This is a genomic window from Nocardiopsis sp. NPDC006139 (assembly GCF_040614155.1).
In the GTDB taxonomy this organism is placed as follows: Bacteria; Actinomycetota; Actinomycetes; order Streptosporangiales; family Streptosporangiaceae; genus Nocardiopsis; species Nocardiopsis changdeensis.
In genome coordinates this window covers 73,996-91,308 of sequence record NZ_JBEXTT010000024.1, presented here as the reverse complement: position 1 = coordinate 91,308, position 17,313 = coordinate 73,996, and the positions used below count along the sequence as shown (strand labels likewise).

14 protein-coding genes and 2 riboswitches are annotated in these 17,313 nt (G+C 77.7%); of the genes, 5 read left to right on the top strand and 9 right to left on the bottom strand.

Going from position 1 to position 17,313, the window contains the following annotated elements; genetic code table 11:
- Positions 1–51: 51 nt before the first annotated feature.
- From ABZ249_RS26700 to ABZ249_RS26690, 3 genes are read right to left on the bottom strand one after another with little or no spacing between them, the layout of a single operon-like run.
- Positions 52–2,601 carry a cobyrinate a,c-diamide synthase gene (locus tag ABZ249_RS26700; protein WP_355268242.1) on the bottom strand — a complete coding sequence of 850 codons (2,550 nt, stop codon included), beginning with the start codon at positions 2,599–2,601 and terminating at the stop codon, positions 52–54.
- A complete protein-coding gene (cobO, locus tag ABZ249_RS26695; RefSeq protein ID WP_355268239.1) occupies positions 2,595–3,209 on the bottom strand; it encodes a cob(I)yrinic acid a,c-diamide adenosyltransferase in 615 nt (204 codons plus the stop codon). Before cobO ends, ABZ249_RS26700 begins: the two co-directional genes overlap by 7 nt.
- Positions 3,209–5,338: a VWA domain-containing protein gene (locus ABZ249_RS26690; RefSeq protein WP_355268236.1), complete on the bottom strand. Its 2,130-nt coding sequence runs from the start codon at positions 5,336–5,338 to the stop codon at positions 3,209–3,211. The genes cobO and ABZ249_RS26690 overlap by 1 nt, the downstream gene beginning before the upstream one ends.
- Before the next feature lie 25 nt (positions 5,339–5,363).
- Positions 5,364–5,502: riboswitch (cobalamin riboswitch) on the bottom strand.
- Between the two features lie 52 nt (positions 5,503–5,554).
- Between ABZ249_RS26690 and cbiE the strand changes: the two genes are divergently transcribed.
- Complete coding sequence (cbiE, locus tag ABZ249_RS26685) at positions 5,555–6,787, top strand: precorrin-6y C5,15-methyltransferase (decarboxylating) subunit CbiE (RefSeq protein WP_355268233.1); 1,233 nt, start codon at positions 5,555–5,557, stop codon at positions 6,785–6,787.
- A gap of 47 nt (positions 6,788–6,834) precedes the next feature.
- Here cbiE and cobM read toward each other — a convergent pair whose 3' ends face one another.
- The 4 genes from cobM to ABZ249_RS26665 are packed head-to-tail and all read right to left on the bottom strand — an operon-like array spanning position 6,835 to position 10,662.
- Positions 6,835–7,602 carry a precorrin-4 C(11)-methyltransferase gene (gene cobM / locus ABZ249_RS26680; RefSeq protein WP_355268230.1) on the bottom strand — a complete coding sequence of 256 codons (768 nt, stop codon included), beginning with the start codon at positions 7,600–7,602 and terminating at the stop codon, positions 6,835–6,837.
- Entirely contained in the window at positions 7,587–9,128 is a 1,542-nt protein-coding gene (locus ABZ249_RS26675) for a precorrin-2 C(20)-methyltransferase (protein ID WP_355268227.1), read from the bottom strand. Before ABZ249_RS26675 ends, cobM begins: the two co-directional genes overlap by 16 nt.
- Positions 9,125–9,790 (bottom strand): precorrin-8X methylmutase, encoded by a 666-nt coding sequence (locus ABZ249_RS26670; RefSeq protein ID WP_355268224.1) that lies wholly within the window; start codon positions 9,788–9,790, stop codon positions 9,125–9,127. Before ABZ249_RS26670 ends, ABZ249_RS26675 begins: the two co-directional genes overlap by 4 nt.
- Positions 9,787–10,662 (bottom strand): nitrite reductase, encoded by an 876-nt coding sequence (locus tag ABZ249_RS26665; RefSeq protein WP_355268221.1) that lies wholly within the window; start codon positions 10,660–10,662, stop codon positions 9,787–9,789. The genes ABZ249_RS26670 and ABZ249_RS26665 overlap by 4 nt, the downstream gene beginning before the upstream one ends.
- Before the next feature lie 52 nt (positions 10,663–10,714).
- Positions 10,715–10,923, bottom strand: a riboswitch (cobalamin riboswitch).
- Between the two features lie 138 nt (positions 10,924–11,061).
- Between ABZ249_RS26665 and ABZ249_RS26660 the strand changes: the two genes are divergently transcribed.
- Entirely contained in the window at positions 11,062–11,898 is an 837-nt protein-coding gene (locus ABZ249_RS26660; RefSeq protein WP_355268218.1) for a hypothetical protein, read from the top strand.
- Positions 11,899–12,169: 271 nt separating this feature from the next.
- On the top strand, positions 12,170–13,129 hold the full coding sequence (locus ABZ249_RS26655; RefSeq protein WP_355268215.1) for an oxidoreductase: 960 nt from the start codon (positions 12,170–12,172) through the stop codon (positions 13,127–13,129).
- Here the strand turns inward: ABZ249_RS26655 and ABZ249_RS26650 are convergent.
- Together ABZ249_RS26650 and ABZ249_RS26645 are read right to left on the bottom strand one after the other, a co-directional pair.
- Positions 13,126–14,205 (bottom strand): hypothetical protein, encoded by a 1,080-nt coding sequence (locus ABZ249_RS26650; RefSeq protein ID WP_355268212.1) that lies wholly within the window; start codon positions 14,203–14,205, stop codon positions 13,126–13,128. The genes ABZ249_RS26655 and ABZ249_RS26650 overlap by 4 nt on opposite strands.
- A 138-nt stretch (positions 14,206–14,343) precedes the next feature.
- Complete coding sequence (locus tag ABZ249_RS26645; protein WP_355268209.1) at positions 14,344–15,123, bottom strand: PepSY domain-containing protein; 780 nt, start codon at positions 15,121–15,123, stop codon at positions 14,344–14,346.
- 123 nt (positions 15,124–15,246) lie between these two features.
- On the opposite strand from ABZ249_RS26645, the gene ABZ249_RS26640 reads away from it, so the two are divergent.
- Both ABZ249_RS26640 and ABZ249_RS26635 read left to right on the top strand, forming a co-directional pair.
- Positions 15,247–15,912 carry a response regulator transcription factor gene (locus ABZ249_RS26640; protein WP_220560750.1) on the top strand — a complete coding sequence of 222 codons (666 nt, stop codon included), beginning with the start codon at positions 15,247–15,249 and terminating at the stop codon, positions 15,910–15,912.
- Positions 15,909–17,282 carry a HAMP domain-containing sensor histidine kinase gene (locus ABZ249_RS26635; RefSeq protein WP_355268206.1) on the top strand — a complete coding sequence of 458 codons (1,374 nt, stop codon included), beginning with the start codon at positions 15,909–15,911 and terminating at the stop codon, positions 17,280–17,282. Before ABZ249_RS26640 ends, ABZ249_RS26635 begins: the two co-directional genes overlap by 4 nt.
- The last annotated feature ends 31 nt before the right edge of the window (positions 17,283–17,313 follow it).

Genomic DNA, 17,313 nt, shown 5'->3' with positions numbered 1-17,313 from the left:
CCGATTCCGCGCGCACCGGTCGGCGCGGGTCACCGGGCACCGTCCCGGGGCTCACGCCCGCGCGGACAGGGCGGGCGCCGACCGCTCCGCGACCGCCTCCAGAACGGCCAGGAACCTCGCGGTGGCCTCAGGCGGGCGTACGGCCACCCGCACCCAGGAGGCGTCCAGGCCGGGGAAGGTGTCGGCCCGCCGCACCGCGACACCGCCCGCGCGCAGGCGGGTGTGGACGCCCTCCCCGACCCGGACCAGCACGAACGGGGCGCGGGAGGGGACGGGCTCCAGCCCGGCCCGGCGCAGCCCGGCCTCCAGCGTGTCCCGCCACCCGTCCAGGGTGCGGGCGCGCTCGGCCGCCTCGGCCGCCGCCCGCGGGTCCGCCGTGCAGGCGACCATGGCCGCGACGGCGGGCGCGGACACCGACCAGGGCGTCTGCCCGCGGGCCAGCTCCCGGACCACCGCCGGGTCGCCGACGACGTACCCGGCGCGGATGCCGGGGATCGACCAGTGCTTGGTGAGGCTGCGCAGGACCACCACCCCCTCCAGCTCCTCCCCCGCCAGCGACTCCGGCTCGCCGGGGACGGCGTCCATGAACGCCTCGTCCACGGCCAGCAGGCGCCCGGGGCGGCGCAGGGCGCGCAGCACCCGGGCCGGGTGCAGGACCCCGGTGGGGTTGGTGGGGTTGCCCACCACCACGAGGTCGGCGTCCTCGGGGACGGCCTCGGGGCGGAGCGCGAAGCCGTCCCCGGCGGTGCACAGCACCGGGGTGACGCGGTGTCCGGCCTGTTCCAGCGCGGCGTGCGGCTCGGTGAACTGGGGGTGCACGACCACCGGCCGGCGCCAGGGCCGCAGCCGGGCCAGGAGCGTGAACGCCTCCGCGGCGCCGGCGGTGGGCAGGACGGCGTCGGGTCCGCGGCCGTGGTGGTGGGCGATCGCAGCGCGGGCGGGGCGGGGGTCGGGGTAGGCGGCGGCGTCGGCCAGGCTCGCGTGCAGGGCCCGGTCGAGCCAGGCGGGGCGCGGCCCCGCGTACACGTTGACGGCCAGGTCCAGCAGCCCGTCGCCGGTCTCGGCGTCGCCGTGGTGGCGCAGCGGGTCCGCGGGGAGCGCGCCGCCGGAAGGGCCGGGGGCGGCACCCGTGTGCGCACCATCGGGAAGGCCCGGGGTGGCGCCCGTACCCGCGACCGCCGCGGAGGCGGCACTCGTGTGCACCACGCCGCCCCTGTCGGCGGGCGGGCCCGGGGCGGCGGGAGCGGTGGCCGCGGGCGCGCCGGAGGCGGCGGCCTCGGCGAAGCGGGCGGCGAGCCGGGGGTGCCCGGCCCAGTGGACGTGCAGGTAGGACGCGTGCAGGGTGGGCGAGGCGAACCCCTCCGCGGCGCCCTCGATCTCCCAGGCGGGGCCGTCCGCCCCGGTCTCCGGGGTGACGCGGGTGCGGTGGAACTCGTGGCCGGTCACCCTCTCCCCCGCCCGGGCCAGCAGCGTGTCCCCCGGGGAGACCGCCTCCGGGTAGCGCAGTGTCAGGCGGTCGGTCATCCGGGCGTCGGCCCGCACCGCCCCGACCATGGGGCGCCCGTCCAGGGAACGGGCGAGGTAGAGCAGCCCCGCGCACTCGGCGACGGTGGGGACCCCGTCCCGCACCGCTTCGCCGAGTTCGGCGGCCAGGGAGCGGTTGGCGGCCAGGGAGCCCGCGTACACCTCGGGGAAGCCGCCGCCGAGGTAGATCCCGCGGGTCCCGGCGGGCAGCCCGGTGTCGGTGAGCGGGTCGAACGCCCGCACGTCGCACCCGGCCGCGCGCAGCAGCTCCTCCGTCTCCGGGTAGCGGAAGGTGAAGGCGCGCCCCTGGGCCACCGCCACCACCGGTCGGCGCCCGCCCGTGCGGGAGCCGACCGCGTCGGCCGGGTCCCAGGGCCGGGCGTCCAGGGCGGGGGCGGAGCGGGCCAGCTCCAGCACCGCGTCCAGGTCGACGTGGGCGGCGATGTGCTCGCCCAGGCGGGCCACCACCCGCTCCGACTCCGCCCGTTCGGCGGCCGGGACCAGGCCCAGGTGCCGGGAGGGGCGCGCGATCCGCTCGTCGTGGGGGACGGCGCCCAGCACCGGCAGGCGGGTGGAGCGGGTGATCTCCGCGGTGTTGCGCGCCGACCCGGCGCGGTTGAGGATCACGCCCACGACATCGACCGACGGGTCGTAGTCGGCCATGCCCGCCAGCAGGGCGCCCGCGGAGCGGGACATGCGGGACACGTCCACGACCAGGACCACGGGGGTCCGGGTGAGGGCCGCGACGTGCGCCGACGAGGAGAACCCGCCCGTTCCGATCCGCCCGTCGTGCAGCCCCATGACCCCCTCGACGACGGCGGCGTCCGCGCCGCGCGCCCCGTGCAGGAGCAGCGGCGCCACCCGGTCCTCCCCCACCAGGTGGGGGTCGAGGTTGCGGCCGGGGCGGCCGGTGGCCAGGGCGTGGTAGCCGGGGTCGATGTAGTCGGGGCCGACCTTGTGGCCGCTCACGGTGTGCCCGGCGGCGCGCAGCGCGGCCATGAGCCCGGTCGCGACCGTGGTCTTGCCCTGGCCCGTCATGGGGGCGGCGACCATGACCCGGGGCAGGGCCGTCACCATTCGATGCCCCGCTGCCCCTTGCGGCCCGCGTCCATGGGGTGTTTGACCTTGGCCATCTCGGTGACCAGGTCGGCGGCCTCCACCAGCCGGGGGTCGGCGCGCCTGCCGGTGACCACCACGTGCTGGCGCCCGGGGCGGTCGCGCAGGGTCGCCACGACGTCGTCGACGTCGACCCAGCCCCAGTTCAGGGGGTAGGTGAACTCGTCGAGGATGAGCAGGTCGTGGCGCTGGTCGGCGAGCCTGCGCTTGATCTCCGCCCAGCCCTCGGCCGCGTCCGCGGCGTGGTCCTCCGCGCTGCCGGGGCGGCGGCTCCAGGACCAGCCCGAGCCCATCTTGTGCCACTCCACGGGGCCGCCCTCGCCGGTCTCCTCGTGGAGCCGGCCCAGGCGTTCGAGCACGGTCTGCTCGCCGATGCGCCACTTCGCCGACTTCACGAACTGGAACACCCCGATCCGCCAGCCCTGGTTCCAGCCGCGCAGGGCGAGCCCGAACGCCGCGGTCGACTTGCCCTTTCCGTCGCCGGTGTGGACCGCGAGCACCGGCTGGTTGCGGCGCTGGCGCGTGGTGAGCCCGTCGTCGGGGACCACGAGCGGCTTTCCCTGCGGCATCAGGCGGCCCTCTCCCTCACCGCGCCGCCCAGGGCGGCGGCGCTGACCTCGGACACGGGGATGTGGTCGGCGCCCAGCCTTCGGGCGAGGCCGGCGGCCAGCCCCAGCCGCAGCGGACCGGACTCGCCGTCCACGACGACGGTGGTCACGCCCAGCGCGGCGACGTGGTCGGCGGCCGCCAGCGAACGGCCGACGGAGCCCGGGCCGGCGGTGGCCCGGCCGTCGGTCACCAGGACGAGCAGCGGGCGCTGGCGCGGGTCGCGCAGGCGTTCGCGCCGCAGGACCCGGGCGGCCTCCAGCAGGCCCTCGGCGAGGGGGGTGCGGCCTCCGGCGGGCAGCCCGTCCAGGCGGGCGGCGGCGGTGTCCACCGACCGGGTCGGCGGCAGCACCAGTTCGGCGCCCGTCCCCCGGAAGGTCACGAGGCCGACCTTGTCGCGGCGCCGGTAGGCGTCCAGGAGCAGGGACAGGATCGCGGTCTTGACCTCGCCCATGCGCTTGCGCGCCGCCATGGAGCCCGACGCGTCGACGCAGAACAGCACCAGGTTGCTCTCCTGGCCCTCACGCACCGCGACGCGCAGGTCGCGGGGCAGCAGGCCGATCCGGCCGCCGCCGTGCGGGCGGGAGGCCGCGGCCTTGACGGTCTCCACCAGGTGGAGCGAACCGCCCGGGCCCCGGCCCGGCGGCTGCGCCCCGATCCTGCGGCCCCGGGTGCCGACGGCGCGGCTGCGGCGGCCGTCGGCGCCCGCTCCCGCGCCGCGCACCGTGAGCGTGCGGGGGCGGTAGGGGGCGGCGGCCTTCGCGGTGACGGAGGGGGCGGCGCCGGCCGGGGTCCCGGGGGCTGCGTCGTCGGGGCCCGCGGGGGGCTGTGGAGCGGGGGCGTGCTCGGCGCTGCCGATCCCGTCGCCGTCCCCGGAGGGCCCGGCGTCGGGGGGCCCGGCCTCAGGGGACCCGGCCTCAGGGGACCCGGCGTCGGGGCTCCGGCCGTCCCCGGGGGCGTCCGGGGCCTGCGGGGCGTCGGCGTCCCCGGGGCCGCCGTCTTCGGCGGGGCCGTCCGCCCCGTCCGGCCCCGGCGGCCGCGGGGGGTCGGGCGGCGGGTCCCCGTCGCCGAGGACCCGGTCGAGGAGCTCCTCGTCCAGGCCCGGCGCGTCGAAGGGGTTGCGGCGCCGCCGGTGCGGCAGCGCGAGCAGGGCGGCGCGGCGGATGTCGGCCCGGGTGACGAAGGCCCGGCCCTCCCAGGCGGCGTGCGCCAGGGCCGTGCGCGCGGTGACGATGTCGGCGCGCAGGCCGTCGACCTCGAACGCCGCGCACACCTGCGCGATCTTCAGCAGCGCGGCCTCGGAGAGCCGGGCGCCCCGGACGGTGTCCCGGGCCGCGGCGATGCGCTCGGCGAGCGCCTTCTCCGCGGCCCCGTAGCGGTCGGCGAAGGCCGCGGCGTCGGAGTCGTAGGCCATGCGCCTGCGGACCACCTCGACGCGGGCGGCGGGGTCGGCAGGCGCGCGGACCTCGACGGTGAGCCCGAACCGGTCCAGGAGCTGCGGGCGCAGTTCGCCCTCCTCGGGGTTCATCGTGCCGATGAGCAGGAACCGGGCGGGGTGCTCCACGGAGAACCCGTCGCGCTCCACGGTCACCCGGCCGGTCGCGGCGGCGTCGAGGAGGAGGTCGACCAGGTGGTCGTGGAGCAGGTTGACCTCGTCCACGTAGAGGAGGCCCCGGTGGGCGCGGGCCAGCAGCCCTGGCTCGTAGGCGACCCTGCCGTGCGTGAGCGCCTGCTCCAGGTGCAGGGAGCCCAGCACCCGGTCCTCGGTGGCGCCCACGGGCAGCTCGACCAGGCGCACCGGGCGGCTCTCCACGGCCGTTCCGGGCGGGAACGGCCCGTCCGGGGACTCCTGCGCGGGGTCGGCGGGGTCGACGGAGAAGCGGTCGCCCGGGTGGACCTCGACCGGGGGCAGCAGGGGGGCGAGGGCGCGCACCGCCGTGGACTTGGCGGTGCCCTTCTCCCCGCGCACCAGGACGCCCCCGATCTCGGGGGAGACGCTGGCCAGGACCAGGGCCAGGCCCAGGTCGTCCAGCGGTTCGGTGTCGCAGCCGACGATCGCCGAAAAGGGGTAGTGCGATGGCCGCAATGGCATGTGAGGCTCCCGCTCGTTTCGCCATGGGTCTGAACGGGTGCGGGGCCGGTCTTCGGACTTGCCGGGTCCCCCTCCTCGGGGGCTCGGTTCACCGCAGCGGGCCTGTGCCGGAATCTCACCGGCTTCCCAGATTCTCCCCGACCGCCCTTCCCACCGTTTCCGAAGGTGGGGAGGCCGGGGCACCTCGCACCAGGGTTCGACGATAGCGTCCACCCCATGAGCACCGACACCCGCCCCACCCCCGTCCCCCGTGTCACCGTCGTCGGCGTCGGCGCCGACGGCTGGGCGGGGGTGCCCGAACGGTTGCGGAGCCTGGTGCTGGAGGCGGACACGCTGCTGGGCGGGCGCAGGCACCTGGCGATGGTGCCGGACCGGCGGGGGCAGCGCCGGGAGCCCTGGCCCTCCCCCCTGCGGGAGGGGCTGCCCGGGCTGCTCGCCTCCTGCCCCGGCCGGGGCGTGGTGGCCCTGGCCTCCGGCGACCCGCTCGTGTCGGGGGTGGCGGCCACGCTCATCGACCTGCTGGGCGCGGACGCGGTGCGGGTGGAGCCCGCCCTGTCCTCGGTCGCGCTGGCCCGGGCGCGGATGGGCTGGCCCGCGGAGCGGTGTGCGGTGGTGACCCTGGTCGGGCGCGACCCCCGGCTGCTGCTGCGCTGGCTGTCCCCCGGGGCACGGCTGCTGGTGCTCTCCTCGGACGCGGGCACCCCGGCCCTGGCGGCCGCCCTGCTGAGCGGCGCCGGGTACGGGGGCACCCGCATGACCGTGCTCGGGGACCTGGGCTCGGACGCCGAGTCGCGCTTGGAGGGCACCGCGGACGGGTGGCCCGGGGTGGACCCCGCGTCCGTGCCGGCGCTGCACGTCCTCGCCCTGGAGCTCGACGGGCCGCCCGGGTACGGGCTGGCCGCCGGGCTGCCCGACGACGCCTACGAGCACGACGGGCAGCTCACCAAGCGCGACCTGCGCGCCTGCGCCCTCGCCCGGCTGGCGCCCGCCCCGGGGCTGCACCTGTGGGACGTGGGCGCGGGCGCGGGGTCGGTGGGGATCGAGTGGATGCGCGCGCACCCGGAGTGCGCGGCGACGGCGGTGGAGGCCGACGCCGGCCGGGCCGCGCGGATCGGCCGCAACGCGGGGCGGCTCGGCGTGCCGGGGCTGCGGGTGGTCCACGGGCGCGCCCCGGAGGCGCTGGCGGGGCTGCCCGCGCCCGACGCGGTGTTCGTCGGCGGCGGCGCGACCCGGCCCGGTGTGCTCGGGGCGTGCCTGGAGGCGCTGCGGCCGGGCGGCCGCCTGGTGGTGCACGGGGTGACGCTGGAGACCGAGCGGCTGCTGGGCGAGGCCCACCGGGAGCACGGCGGCGAGCTGACCCGGATCGCCGTGGAGACCGCCGCGCCGATCGGCGGGTTCACCGGGTGGACGCCCGCGCGCACGGTCACCCAGTGGTCCTGGCGGGCCTGACCCTGCGGCGCGGCCCCCGCGGCCCCGGCGCCCCCGGGGGGCGCGGCCTATCCGCCGTCCGCCGGCCGGGGCCGGGCGGGGTCGTAGAGGAAGGACTCCCCGCCGCCCCGCGGGTCCAGGGCCCGTCCGACCAGGATGACCGCCGCCTGCCGGAACCCGGCCTCCTCGACCCGGTCGGCGATGTCGGCCACCGTCCCGCGCAGGACCGCCTCGCCCGGCTGGCTGGCCCGGTGGACGACGACCACCGGGCAGTCCGCCCCGTACTCGGGGGCGAGCTCCCCCATGAGCGCCCGCACCCGGGTGATCGCCAGGTGCAGGACCAGGGTGGCCCGGGTGGCGGCGAACGCGGCCAGGGTCTCGGTGTCCGGCATGGCCGTGGACCGCGCCCGGGTCCGGGTGAGGACCACCGACTGCGCGACCAGGGGCACGGTCAGCTCCCTCCCCGCCAGGGCCGCGGCGGCGGCGTAGGCGGGCACGCCCGGGGTGACGTCCCACGGCACCCCGTGCGCGTCGAGCCTGCGGGTCTGCTCGGCGAGCGCGGAGTACAGGGACGGGTCCCCCGAGGTCAGCCGCACGACGTCGGAGCCGGCCCGGTGGGCCCCGACCAGGCGTTCGGTGATGCGGTCCAGGTCCAGGCCCTGGGTGTCCACCAGCTCCGCCCCGGGCGCGCAGTGGGAGAGGACCCCGGGGTCCAGGTACGTCCCGGGGTAGAGCACCACGTCGGCCGCGCCGAGCATGCGCGTGGCGCGCACGGTGAGCAGGTCCGCCGCCCCGGGTCCGGCGCCCACGAAGTGCACGGTCACGGCTTCACCCACCGGGGGGTCCAGACGCGGCCCGACGGGGAGACCCGGGTCCCGGACGCCCCGACGATGAGCAGGCAGCGCATGTCGACCGCCGCGGGGTCGAGCCCGGCCAGGGTGGTCACCTCCAGCGACTCCCCGTCGCGGCCCACGTCCCGGCCCACCACGACCACCGTGTCGGGGTCGCGGTGCTCCAGCAGGACGCGGCGCGCGGTGGCGATCTGCTCGGTGCGCGAGCGCGAGGCGGGGTTGTACAGGGCCAGGGCCAGGTCGGCGTCGGCGACGGCGCGCAGCCGGTGCTCGACGACCTTCCAGGGTTTGAGGCGGTCCGAGAGGCTCATGACGGCGAAGTCGCCGCCGACGGGGGCGCCCGCGCGGGCGGCCACGGCCTGGACCGCGCTCACTCCGGGCACCACCCGGACGGACACGTCCCGGTACCGGGGGTCCTCGGCCGCCTCGAACACGGCGGTGGCCATGCCGAAGATCCCGGCGTCGCCGCCGGAGACCACGGCCACGCGCTCGCCCCGGGCCGCCAGGTCTAGGGCGTGCCGGGCGCGGTCGAGCTCGACGGTGTTGCCCGAGGCGTGGCGGATCAGCCCCGGGCGCTGGGGGACGCGGGCGACGTAGGGCCCGTAGCCGACCACGTGGTCCACCCCGGCCAGCGCCTCCCCGGCCTCGGGGGTGAGCCAGTGGCCGGGCCCGGGCCCCAGGCCGACGACCAGCAGCTCGGCCGCCGGGCGCGCGGGCCGGGGGGCCTCCCCCGGCGCGGCGGCGCTCCCGGGCGCTGTGGCGCCGTCGCGGGACCGGGTGCCGTTGCGGCTGTCGCCGGTGACCAGGACGAGGGAGAAGTAGGGGACCGTGTCGGGGTCGACCTCGGCCGCCGGCAGGCGGCGCCCGCCCTCCATGGAGGCGCGCTCCACGTACACGGCGTGGTCCAGCCGCCCCGCCGCCGCGAGGGCGCGGCGCACGGCGGGGAAGGTCCGGCCGAGCTTCATGACGACGGCCGCGTCGGTGTCGGCGAGGCGGCGGGCGAGTTCCGGTTCGGGCAGGGTGCCGGACAGGACGGTGAGCACGTCCGTCTGGCGGGCCAGGGGCGCGGCCGCGGTGGCGGCGGCCGCGGCGAAGGCCGGGACGCCGGGCACGATCCCGGTCTCGTACCGGTCGGCCAGGCGGTCGTGCATGTACATGTAGGAGCCGTAGAACAGCGGGTCGCCCTCGGAGAGCAGGACGACGTCGCGCCCCGCGTCGAGGTGGGCGGCCAGGCGCGCGGCGGACTCCTCGTAGAAGTCGGCCAGGGCGCCCTCGTAGCCGCCGGGGTGGTCGGCCGCGCCGGTGGTCACCGGGTAGACGAGCCGTTCCTGGACCGCCCCCGCCGGGATCAGGCCGGCGGCGATGCGGCGGGCGTTGGAGTCCTTGCCCGGGCCGCAGTGGTAGGCGACGACGTCGGCGGCCGAGATGAGCCGGGCGGCCTTGAGGGTCATCAGCTCAGGGTCGCCGGGGCCGACGCCCACGCCGTGGAACCTGCCGGTCCTGCCGGTCATTCCTCCTCCTTCGCGAGGGCGTTGAGGGCCGAGGCGGCCATCGCGGAGCCGCCGCGGCGGCCGCGGGCGAGCACGTAGGGGACGTCGATGCCGTGGCGGCCGGCGAACTCCTCCAGGGCCTGCTTGGACTCGGCGGCGCCGACGAAGCCGACCGGGCAGCCGACGATCGCCGCGGGGCGCGGGGCGCCGTCGACGAGCATCTCCAGCAGGTGGAAGAGCGCCGTGGGGGCGTTGCCGAAGGCGACCACGGCGCCCTCCAGCCGGGGCTCCCACAGGGAGACCGCGGCGGCGGAGCGGGTGGTGCCCCAGCGCCGGGCCAGGCCGGGGACCCGCTCGTCGCCCAGCAGGCACAGGACGTCGTTGTCGGCGGGCAGGCGGCCGCGGGTGACGCCGGTGGCGACCATGGTCGCGTCGCACAGGATCGGCGCGCCGGACCGCAGGGCCGCCCGGGCGGCGCCGACCAGGCCGGGGTGGACCACCAGGTCGGCGGCGAGGTCGACCTGCCCGGTGCCGTGGATCATCCGCACCGCGAGGCGCTCGGCGTCGGTGGGCAGGTGGCCCAGGGACGCCTCGGCGCGGATGGTGGCGAAGGAGTCCGTGTAGATCGCGGGCCCGTCGTCGATGTACTCGTAGTGCCGGTTCGGCCGGCGGGGGGCGGTCACCGCCGCGCCCCGGGGACGACGACGCCGCGCCAGGGCGTGACCACGAGGTCGCCGCCCGAGGCGAGGGCGTCGGCGGCCAGGGCGTCCGCGGCGGCCCGGTCCAGGCCCTCCTCCGGGACGGGGACGTAGTGCGCGCCGCCGGGCAGCGGCCCGTACGGCGGTGGCGGGGCGGGCGCGGGCAGGCGCGGGTCGGGGGGATGCGGCGCGCACAGCGCGGAGGGGAGCTCGGCCACGTGCCAGGGCGCGGAGGGGCCCTCGCCGCGCCGCTCCAGGAACAGGTCGGCCAGGCGCACGAGGGCGTCGGCGGCCCCGTCCAGCCGCACCGCCGGCCCGTGGCGGTCGCCGACGCGCAGTTGGGCGGTGGCCCCGTCGAGCGCGGTGAGGCCCAGGTCGCAGGGGCGTTCCACGAGGTCGCCGCGCCCGTCGTCGAGCACGAACAGGAAGCGGCCGGGCAGGGCGGCGCGGTGCGGGGCCGAGCACAGGGCCGCGTCCAGGGCGGCGGCGACGGGACGCAGGTCGGCGCGTCCCCCCGACAGCCCGGTGAGCGGCGAGGCCATCACGTTGCGGACCAGTTCGTGGGAGGGCGAGGGCAGCAGCCCCGTCTCCTCCAGCGCGCCGAGGACCGCCGGATCGAGGCGCCCGTCGCGGCCGGGCAGGGCGCGCACCTGGAGGTTGGCCCGCCCCGTCACGTGGACCCGGCCGGAGCCGAACTCCTCGGCGACGGCGGCCAGGGCGGCCAGGGACCGGGCCGGCAGGCGGCCGCCGACGAGTCGGAGCCGGACCAGCAGGCCGTCCGGGGCCTCCCAGGGCCGGAGTGCGCCGGGGCAGCGGTCGCGCCGGGTGCGGGGCGCGGGGGCGTCCGCGGGGAACATGCACGTCCTTCGGTTCGGGGCCCGTACGCGGGGCCCGCGGGTGACCCGGCGGCCCGTCACCGCCGGTGCCAGCAGGTCTTCGGACTCGGGGTCTTCCGGAGCGGAGCGCCTTCCCGGGGCGGTGCGCCCCAGTGGCCGTCCGGGACGCGGAGGTCCCGGCACATGCCCGCCCGTCACCCTCACCGCTGCGCGTCAGTCCCGGATTCGCACCGGGTTCCCTGCCCCACGAAGTGGAGTACGACTGGCCCGAAGAGCGTACAACGTCCGCTTCCGGCTCCGACCAGCGGTCTCGCCTTCTCGCCGCCACGGTCCGGCCCTCCGGCGCCGACGACGGGCCCGCTGGACCGGTACGGTGCGACCGCCGGGTTCTGCGGGGTGAACGGACGAAGGAGTCGCACGATGGCGGGACCGCACGCACTGGACGCCCTCCTGGCGGCGGCCGGGTCGCTCGGGATCACGGCCTCCGGCACGGAGACCGTCGTGGACCTCGCCGACGCGGGCGCGCGCGAGGAGCTGCGGGCGGTGATGGCGGTGCGCTCGCTGCCGGGGATGGTGTGCGCGTGCGCCGGGGAGGCGCGGCTCGACGTCCGGGGCCCGGACGGCCGGTCCCTGGCGGTGGTGGCGCTGCACCACGGTGTGACCCTGTCCTGGGAGGGGTGGGACGGCGACGCGCTGCTCGCCGACGGCCCCGGGCTCCTGGGCTGGCTCGACCGGCACGGGGTCCCGGAGCCGCTGCGCCTGTTCCGCGAGGCCGAGGCGCGCCGGGCCGCGGCTGCCCGGGAGCGGGACGACTGGGTCGCCGCGGTGCCCGGGGCTCTGCGCGGCCTGACGGAGCGGATGCTCCAGAGCACGGGAGGGTCCGAACTGCGGTCCGAGGCCGCCGGACTGCTGGCCAAGGCGGTCCCGGACCCGGTGGTCCGGGTGCAGGCGGTGCTGGCCTGGTACGCGGCGGGGAGCGGCCGTTACTCCGGGTACCCGGTCTACGAGGACCTGCCGGGAGCGATGCTCGGGGAGGTGCCGATCGGGGAGATCGCCGCCGCCCTGGAGGACCCCCGCGCCGGAGCCCGCCATGAGGCCGGGGCCGTGCGGCACCTGATCGGGTGGAGGTCCCGCAAGCGGATCCGGCGGGACATCGCCGCGCTGCCCGCCCCGCTGCGGGCCCGGCTGCTGGCGGCGGCCCGCACCTCGCCCGACCGGGCCACCCGGGTCCGGGCCGGGGAACGGCTCGGCGGCTGACCGGTTCCGGGCGCGGCCGTGATCGGCCACGGGGCTCCGGGTACGGGACGCCTGTGTACGGCCTCCCCAGGCCGCTCCCCGGCCGACCCCCGCCCCTCAGCCCGCACAGGAGGCGCACGCCCGTCACCGAGGCCGCCGAGCCGCTCCGTCCGCTCGAGGGGGGGCGCCCCCGGCATGCAACGGTACGCACGGAAATACTGCCGGAACGCCCTCGGCCGGGTCCGCGGCGCCGCTTGACCTGGAGCGCACTCCAGGAGGCAGCATCGCGGGCATGGAAACTCCCACTCCCCTGCACAGCGGGTTCGGACACGACTCGACGGCCGACGACGTGCTCGCCGACACCGACCTGGGCGGCCGGTTCGCCGTGGTCACCGGCGGGTACTCGGGCCTGGGCCTGGAGATGACCCGTTCCCTGGTCCGGGCCGGTGCCGAGGTGCTGGTGCCCGCGCGCCGCCCCGACCGGGCACGAGAGGCGCTCGCGGATCTCCCCCGGGTCTCGGTGGCGGCGCTCGACCTGACCGACCAGGCCGACGTCCGCCGCCTGGCCGGGGAGGTGCGCGCGGCCGGGCGGCCCGTCGACCTGGTCATCAACGCGGCGGGGATCATGCGGGGACCGCGCACGGCGGTGGGCCCGGGGTGGGAGGCCCACCTTGCGGTGCACCACCTGGGGCACTTCACGTTGACGGCGCTGCTGGCACCGGCCCTGGCGGAGGGTGCGCGGGTGGTGGGGCTGTCGTCGGCCGGGCACTTCCTGTCGGACATGCGCTGGGAGGACCCGCACTTCGCCCAGCCCGACGCGTACGACCAGTGGACCGCCTACGGCCAGTCCAAGACGGCGGTGTCCCTGGCCGCACTGCACCTGGACGGCCTGTTGGCGCCGCGCGGGGCGCACGCGTTCTCGGTGCACCCGGGCAGCATCCTCACCCCGCTGCAACGGGAGGTACCACTGCGAACCCGGCGCCGACTGGGGTGGGTGGTCGGGGAGGACGACCGGCCCGCCCCCGGGTTCAAGACCCCCGAACAGGGCGCGGCGACGGCGGTGTGGGCGGCGACTTCTCCGCTGCTGGAGGGGCACGGCGGGGCCTACTGCCAGGACTGCGACATCGCCGCGCCCGCGGACTCCGACGACATGCTCAGGGGCGGGGTCAAACCGTGGGTGCTGGACCGCGGGGCCGCGGAGCGGCTGTGGTGGTGGTCCGCTGGCGCCACCGGCGTCGGCGCCGTTCTCTAGGACCCGGGCGTGGGCGGCCGGGCCGTCCGGAGGCGGCGAAAGCCCAGGGCGAGCACCGCGAGCGAGCCGAGGAGGGCGACCGTGTTGTGGGTGTACTTGGCGGCCGCCGCCACGTCGCCGATGGGGCGGGCGAGGAAGGCCGTGAACACGTTGGCGAGCAGGGCGCCGCCCGCTGCGGCGAGCACGTGGCGGGGTCCCCAGCCCGCCCGGGCCGACCAGCGGGCCAGCAGCACGGCGAGGCCGCCCAGGACGGCCAGGTTGACCGCGAACCCCGGCCAGCCGATGAGGAACCAGGACGAGTCCGCGATCCGCCACGGCCCCTCCCCCAGGCCGACCGCCCGCAGCAGGTGCGCGACCGCCCCGGGCAGGCCCAGCGCCGCCAGGACGGTGCCGCCGACCGCCCACGGCGGGGGCGCGGGCCGCGGGTCGGGCCGGTCGGGCCCGCGCCACAGGAAGGCCGCGGCGCCCAGGGCGAGCGCCGCCGCGGCCGCGCCGACGGCCTGCCCGGCGGAGGGCACGAACCCCTCGGTCTCCACGGACCACCGCAGCACGAGCACGGCGGCGGCCGCGAACCCGGCCGCGACCACGGCCAGCCCGAACCACCCCAGCCACGGCCGGGCGGCCGTCCGGGGGGCGAGCGACTCGACGACCGCGATCGGTACGGTGACGCTCCAGACCGCGTGCCCCGCCGTGAAGACGAGCGCCAGGTTGGGGTTCACACCCGGGGCCGGCAGCAGGGAGGAGGAGAACATGTCCTCCCAGTACGGGATGTCGCGGTAGGACGGGTTGAACAGCGACAGGTCCACGAGCCCCGCCTGGACCACGCCGAAGGCGGCGCCCAGCAGCAGGACGGCCGGCCACCCGCGCCCGGTCCTGCGGGCGACCTCGCGGATGAGCACGGCGGCCCCGCCGTACAGGGGCGCGAAGAGGAACAGCCCGCCCAGGAGCTCCCGCGGGTCGCCGGTCGAGTCGTCGTAGCCGTAGAGGTACTCGGCGCAGACCGGGGCGAGCAGGAGCAGTCCCAGGACGGGCGGCAGGCGGAGAAGCGTGCCGGGCGGACGGGCGTTCTCGGTCATGGCATCGAGCCTGGCCGACGGCGCACCGGCCGGTCACTACGGCGGGCCCTACCCCCGGGGTGTCCCCGGGCCCACCCCCGGCCGTCCCGGCGGTGCCGTTCCCGCCGTCCCGTCGGCGGACGGGACGGCGGGGGCGGATCAGTCGTCCTCGCGGACGTCGACGACCTCGCCGGACAGGTCGACGATGACGTCGTACTCGCGGCCGTCGGCGCCGTGCACCTCGACGTCCCAGACCTGGTGGCCGTCCTCGTCGTCGCGGTCCGCGTCCACGGCGCGGGCGCCCTCGCCCACGGCCGCCTCGGCGGCGGCGGACACGGCGTCGCGGTCGGCCTCGCCCTCGGTGCCGGAGTTGTCCCAGGGGGCCGGGCCGCCGTCGGGGTCGCGCAGGTTGAGCCCGTTGACGGTGTAGACGTCGGCGTCCTCGCGCTCGCCGTCGTCGTCCTCCTCGTAGCGGACGCCCAGGGTGACCTCGGTGCCCTCCAGCCCGCGCAGCTCCTCCAGCAGCGGGGCGGCGGTGCCGTCGCCGTCGTAGTCCTCCACGACCGGGTCGGTCAGCAGCCATTCCTCGGGGCCGAAGTCGACGTCCACCCCGGCCACGCTCCAGTCGTCGTGGTCCTCGTCCCGGTCCTGGTCGTCGTCGGCGCGCAGCTCGCCGGTGAGCTGCTCCAGGCCCTCGACGGACCGGGTGGCCGAGGTGCCGCCGTCGCCGTCGGCGGGGGCGGCCGCCGGGGCGCCGCCGGAGGAGAAACCGGTCAGGCTGATCGGCTGGATCTGCTGCTCGGGGTCGTCGAGCAGCAGGTAGCCGCCGACCGCGCCGACGGCCAGCAGCCCGGCCGCGGAGGTGGCGAGGAGGATCGTGGTCCGCTTCTGCATCATGGTGTCCTTACCCGTGGAGGTCCCGTTCACTGACTCCAGCATGGGACGGCGGGATGATGGGGACATGAGTGCAACCTGAAGACCTTCTTCATGTTGCGCTCAGGAACGGCTCAGTGCCCCCTGGGAGGCTGGGCCACGACAGGCGGGGGAAAGGGGCGCGGGGGCGTGGCGATTCTGGTGGTGGAGGACGAGGAGGGCATCGTCTCCTTCGTGCGGCGCGGGCTGGAGAGCGCCGGGCACCGGGTGCTGGTCGCCTCCGACGGCATCGACGGGCTGACGATGGCCCTGTCCCCCGACGTCGAGCTGGTGGTGCTGGACCTGGGCCTGCCGGGCATCCCGGGCGAGGAGGTGCTGCGCCGGCTGCGGAGCCGCCGCCCCTCGGTTCCGGTGATCGTGCTGACCGCCAAGGACGCCGTGAGCGACCGGGTCGCGAACCTGGACGCCGGGGCCGACGACTACATGGTCAAGCCCTTCAGCGTGAGCGAGCTGCTGGCCCGGGTCCGGGCCCGGCTGCGCACCGGTGGCCAGGAGCGCGCGGACGTGCTGGCCGCCGGGGGGATCGTGCTGGACCTGGGGGCGCGCACCGCGTCGGTGGACGGGGCCACCGTCACCCTGTCGGCGCGCGAGTTCGGCCTGCTGGAGGTGCTGGTGCGCCACCCGGGGCAGGTGTTCTCCCAGCCCCAGCTGCTGGACCGGGTGTGGGGCTACGACTTCGACGGGGCGTCGAACGTAGTGGAGGTGTACGTCAGCCAGCTGCGCCGCAAGCTCGGCGCGGAGCGGATCGTGACGGTGCGCGGGGTCGGCTACCGGCTGGACGGCGGTGACCGGTGAACCTCACCGCCCGGGTGGTGCTCCGGGCCCTGCTGGTGATGGCGCTGGTGATCGGCGGGGTGGCCCTGCTCACCTACGAGCTGGTGCGGGTGTCGGGCCGGGCCGACGTGGACCGGCTGCTCCAGGAGGAGGCGGCGCTGGTGGGCGAGGCGCTGGGGAACCGGCTGCCCGAGGCCGCCGGGATCGACGGGGTGGTATCGGGTCCGGAGGCGCAGCGGGCGGCGCGGCAGGCGCTGGCGACGCGGCCGAGCGGGGCCCGGCACGTGACGCTGGTGTCCGCGGGCGGGGTCCGGCTGCAGAGCACCGGGGGGCCGGGACCGGTGGCGACGCTGCTGAGCGGCCCCGGGGCGCCGCCGGTGGAACCGGGCTCCCTGCGCACGGTGGACAGCGGCGTCGGGCCGCTGCGGGTGATGGACACCGCCGTGGTGGACGGGGACGGCGCGCAGGTGGCGGTGGTGACGGTGGCGGCGCCGCTGGAGCCGTCGCGGGACGCGGCCGGCGCGGTGCTGGCGAGCGTCGGCGCGGCGGGCGCGGTGGGCCTGGCCGGGGGCGGGCTGCTGCTGTGGGCGGTGGTGCGGCGCACGCTGCGGCCGGTGCGGGAGGTGTCGGCGGCGGCCAAGGAGGTCTCCCCCGCCGACCTGGCGGCACGGGTGCCCGTTCCCGGCACCCGGGACGAGATCGGCGAGCTGGCCGGGGAGATCAACCGCATGCTGGACCGGATCGAGGGGGCCGAGGCCGACCGGCGGCGCTACCTGTCGGTGATCTCGCACGAGGTGCGCACCCCGCTGGCGGTCGCCGAGGGGCACCTGGAGCTGCTGGGCGGCCCGGAGGCGCAGATCGTGCGCGCCGAGCTGGTGCGGCTGCGCCGGGTGCTGGAGGACCTGATGGCGGTGGCGCGCGGCGGCGACGAGATCGACGCCGCCCGGGAGCCGGTGTTCCTGCCCGACCTGTTCGACGAGGTGCGCTCGCGCGCGCGGGCGCTGCCCGCGCGGGGGGCGGTCACCGTGTCCGAGCCGCCGCCGGAGGTGCTGCTGGGCGACCAGGCCCGGTTGGAGCAGTGCCTGGCCAACCTGATCGGGAACGCGGTGGACCACACCCCGGAGGGGACCCGGGTGGAGGTGTCCGCGCACGGCACCGGCGACGGGGTGGCGCTGGTGGTGGCCGACGACGGCCCGGGCATCGACCCGGACGTGCTGCCGCGGGTGTTCGAGCCGTTCGTGACCACGCGCGCGGGCGGGGGCGGGCGGATCGCCGGGCTGGGCCTGGCCGTGGTGCGCTCGCTGGTGGCGGCCCAGGGCGGCCGGGTGGACCTGGACAGCGGCCCGTCGGGCACGTCCGTGACCATCACCCTGCCGCGCGCCACCGCCTGATCCGTGCCAGACTCCCCCTTTTCGGAGGAAG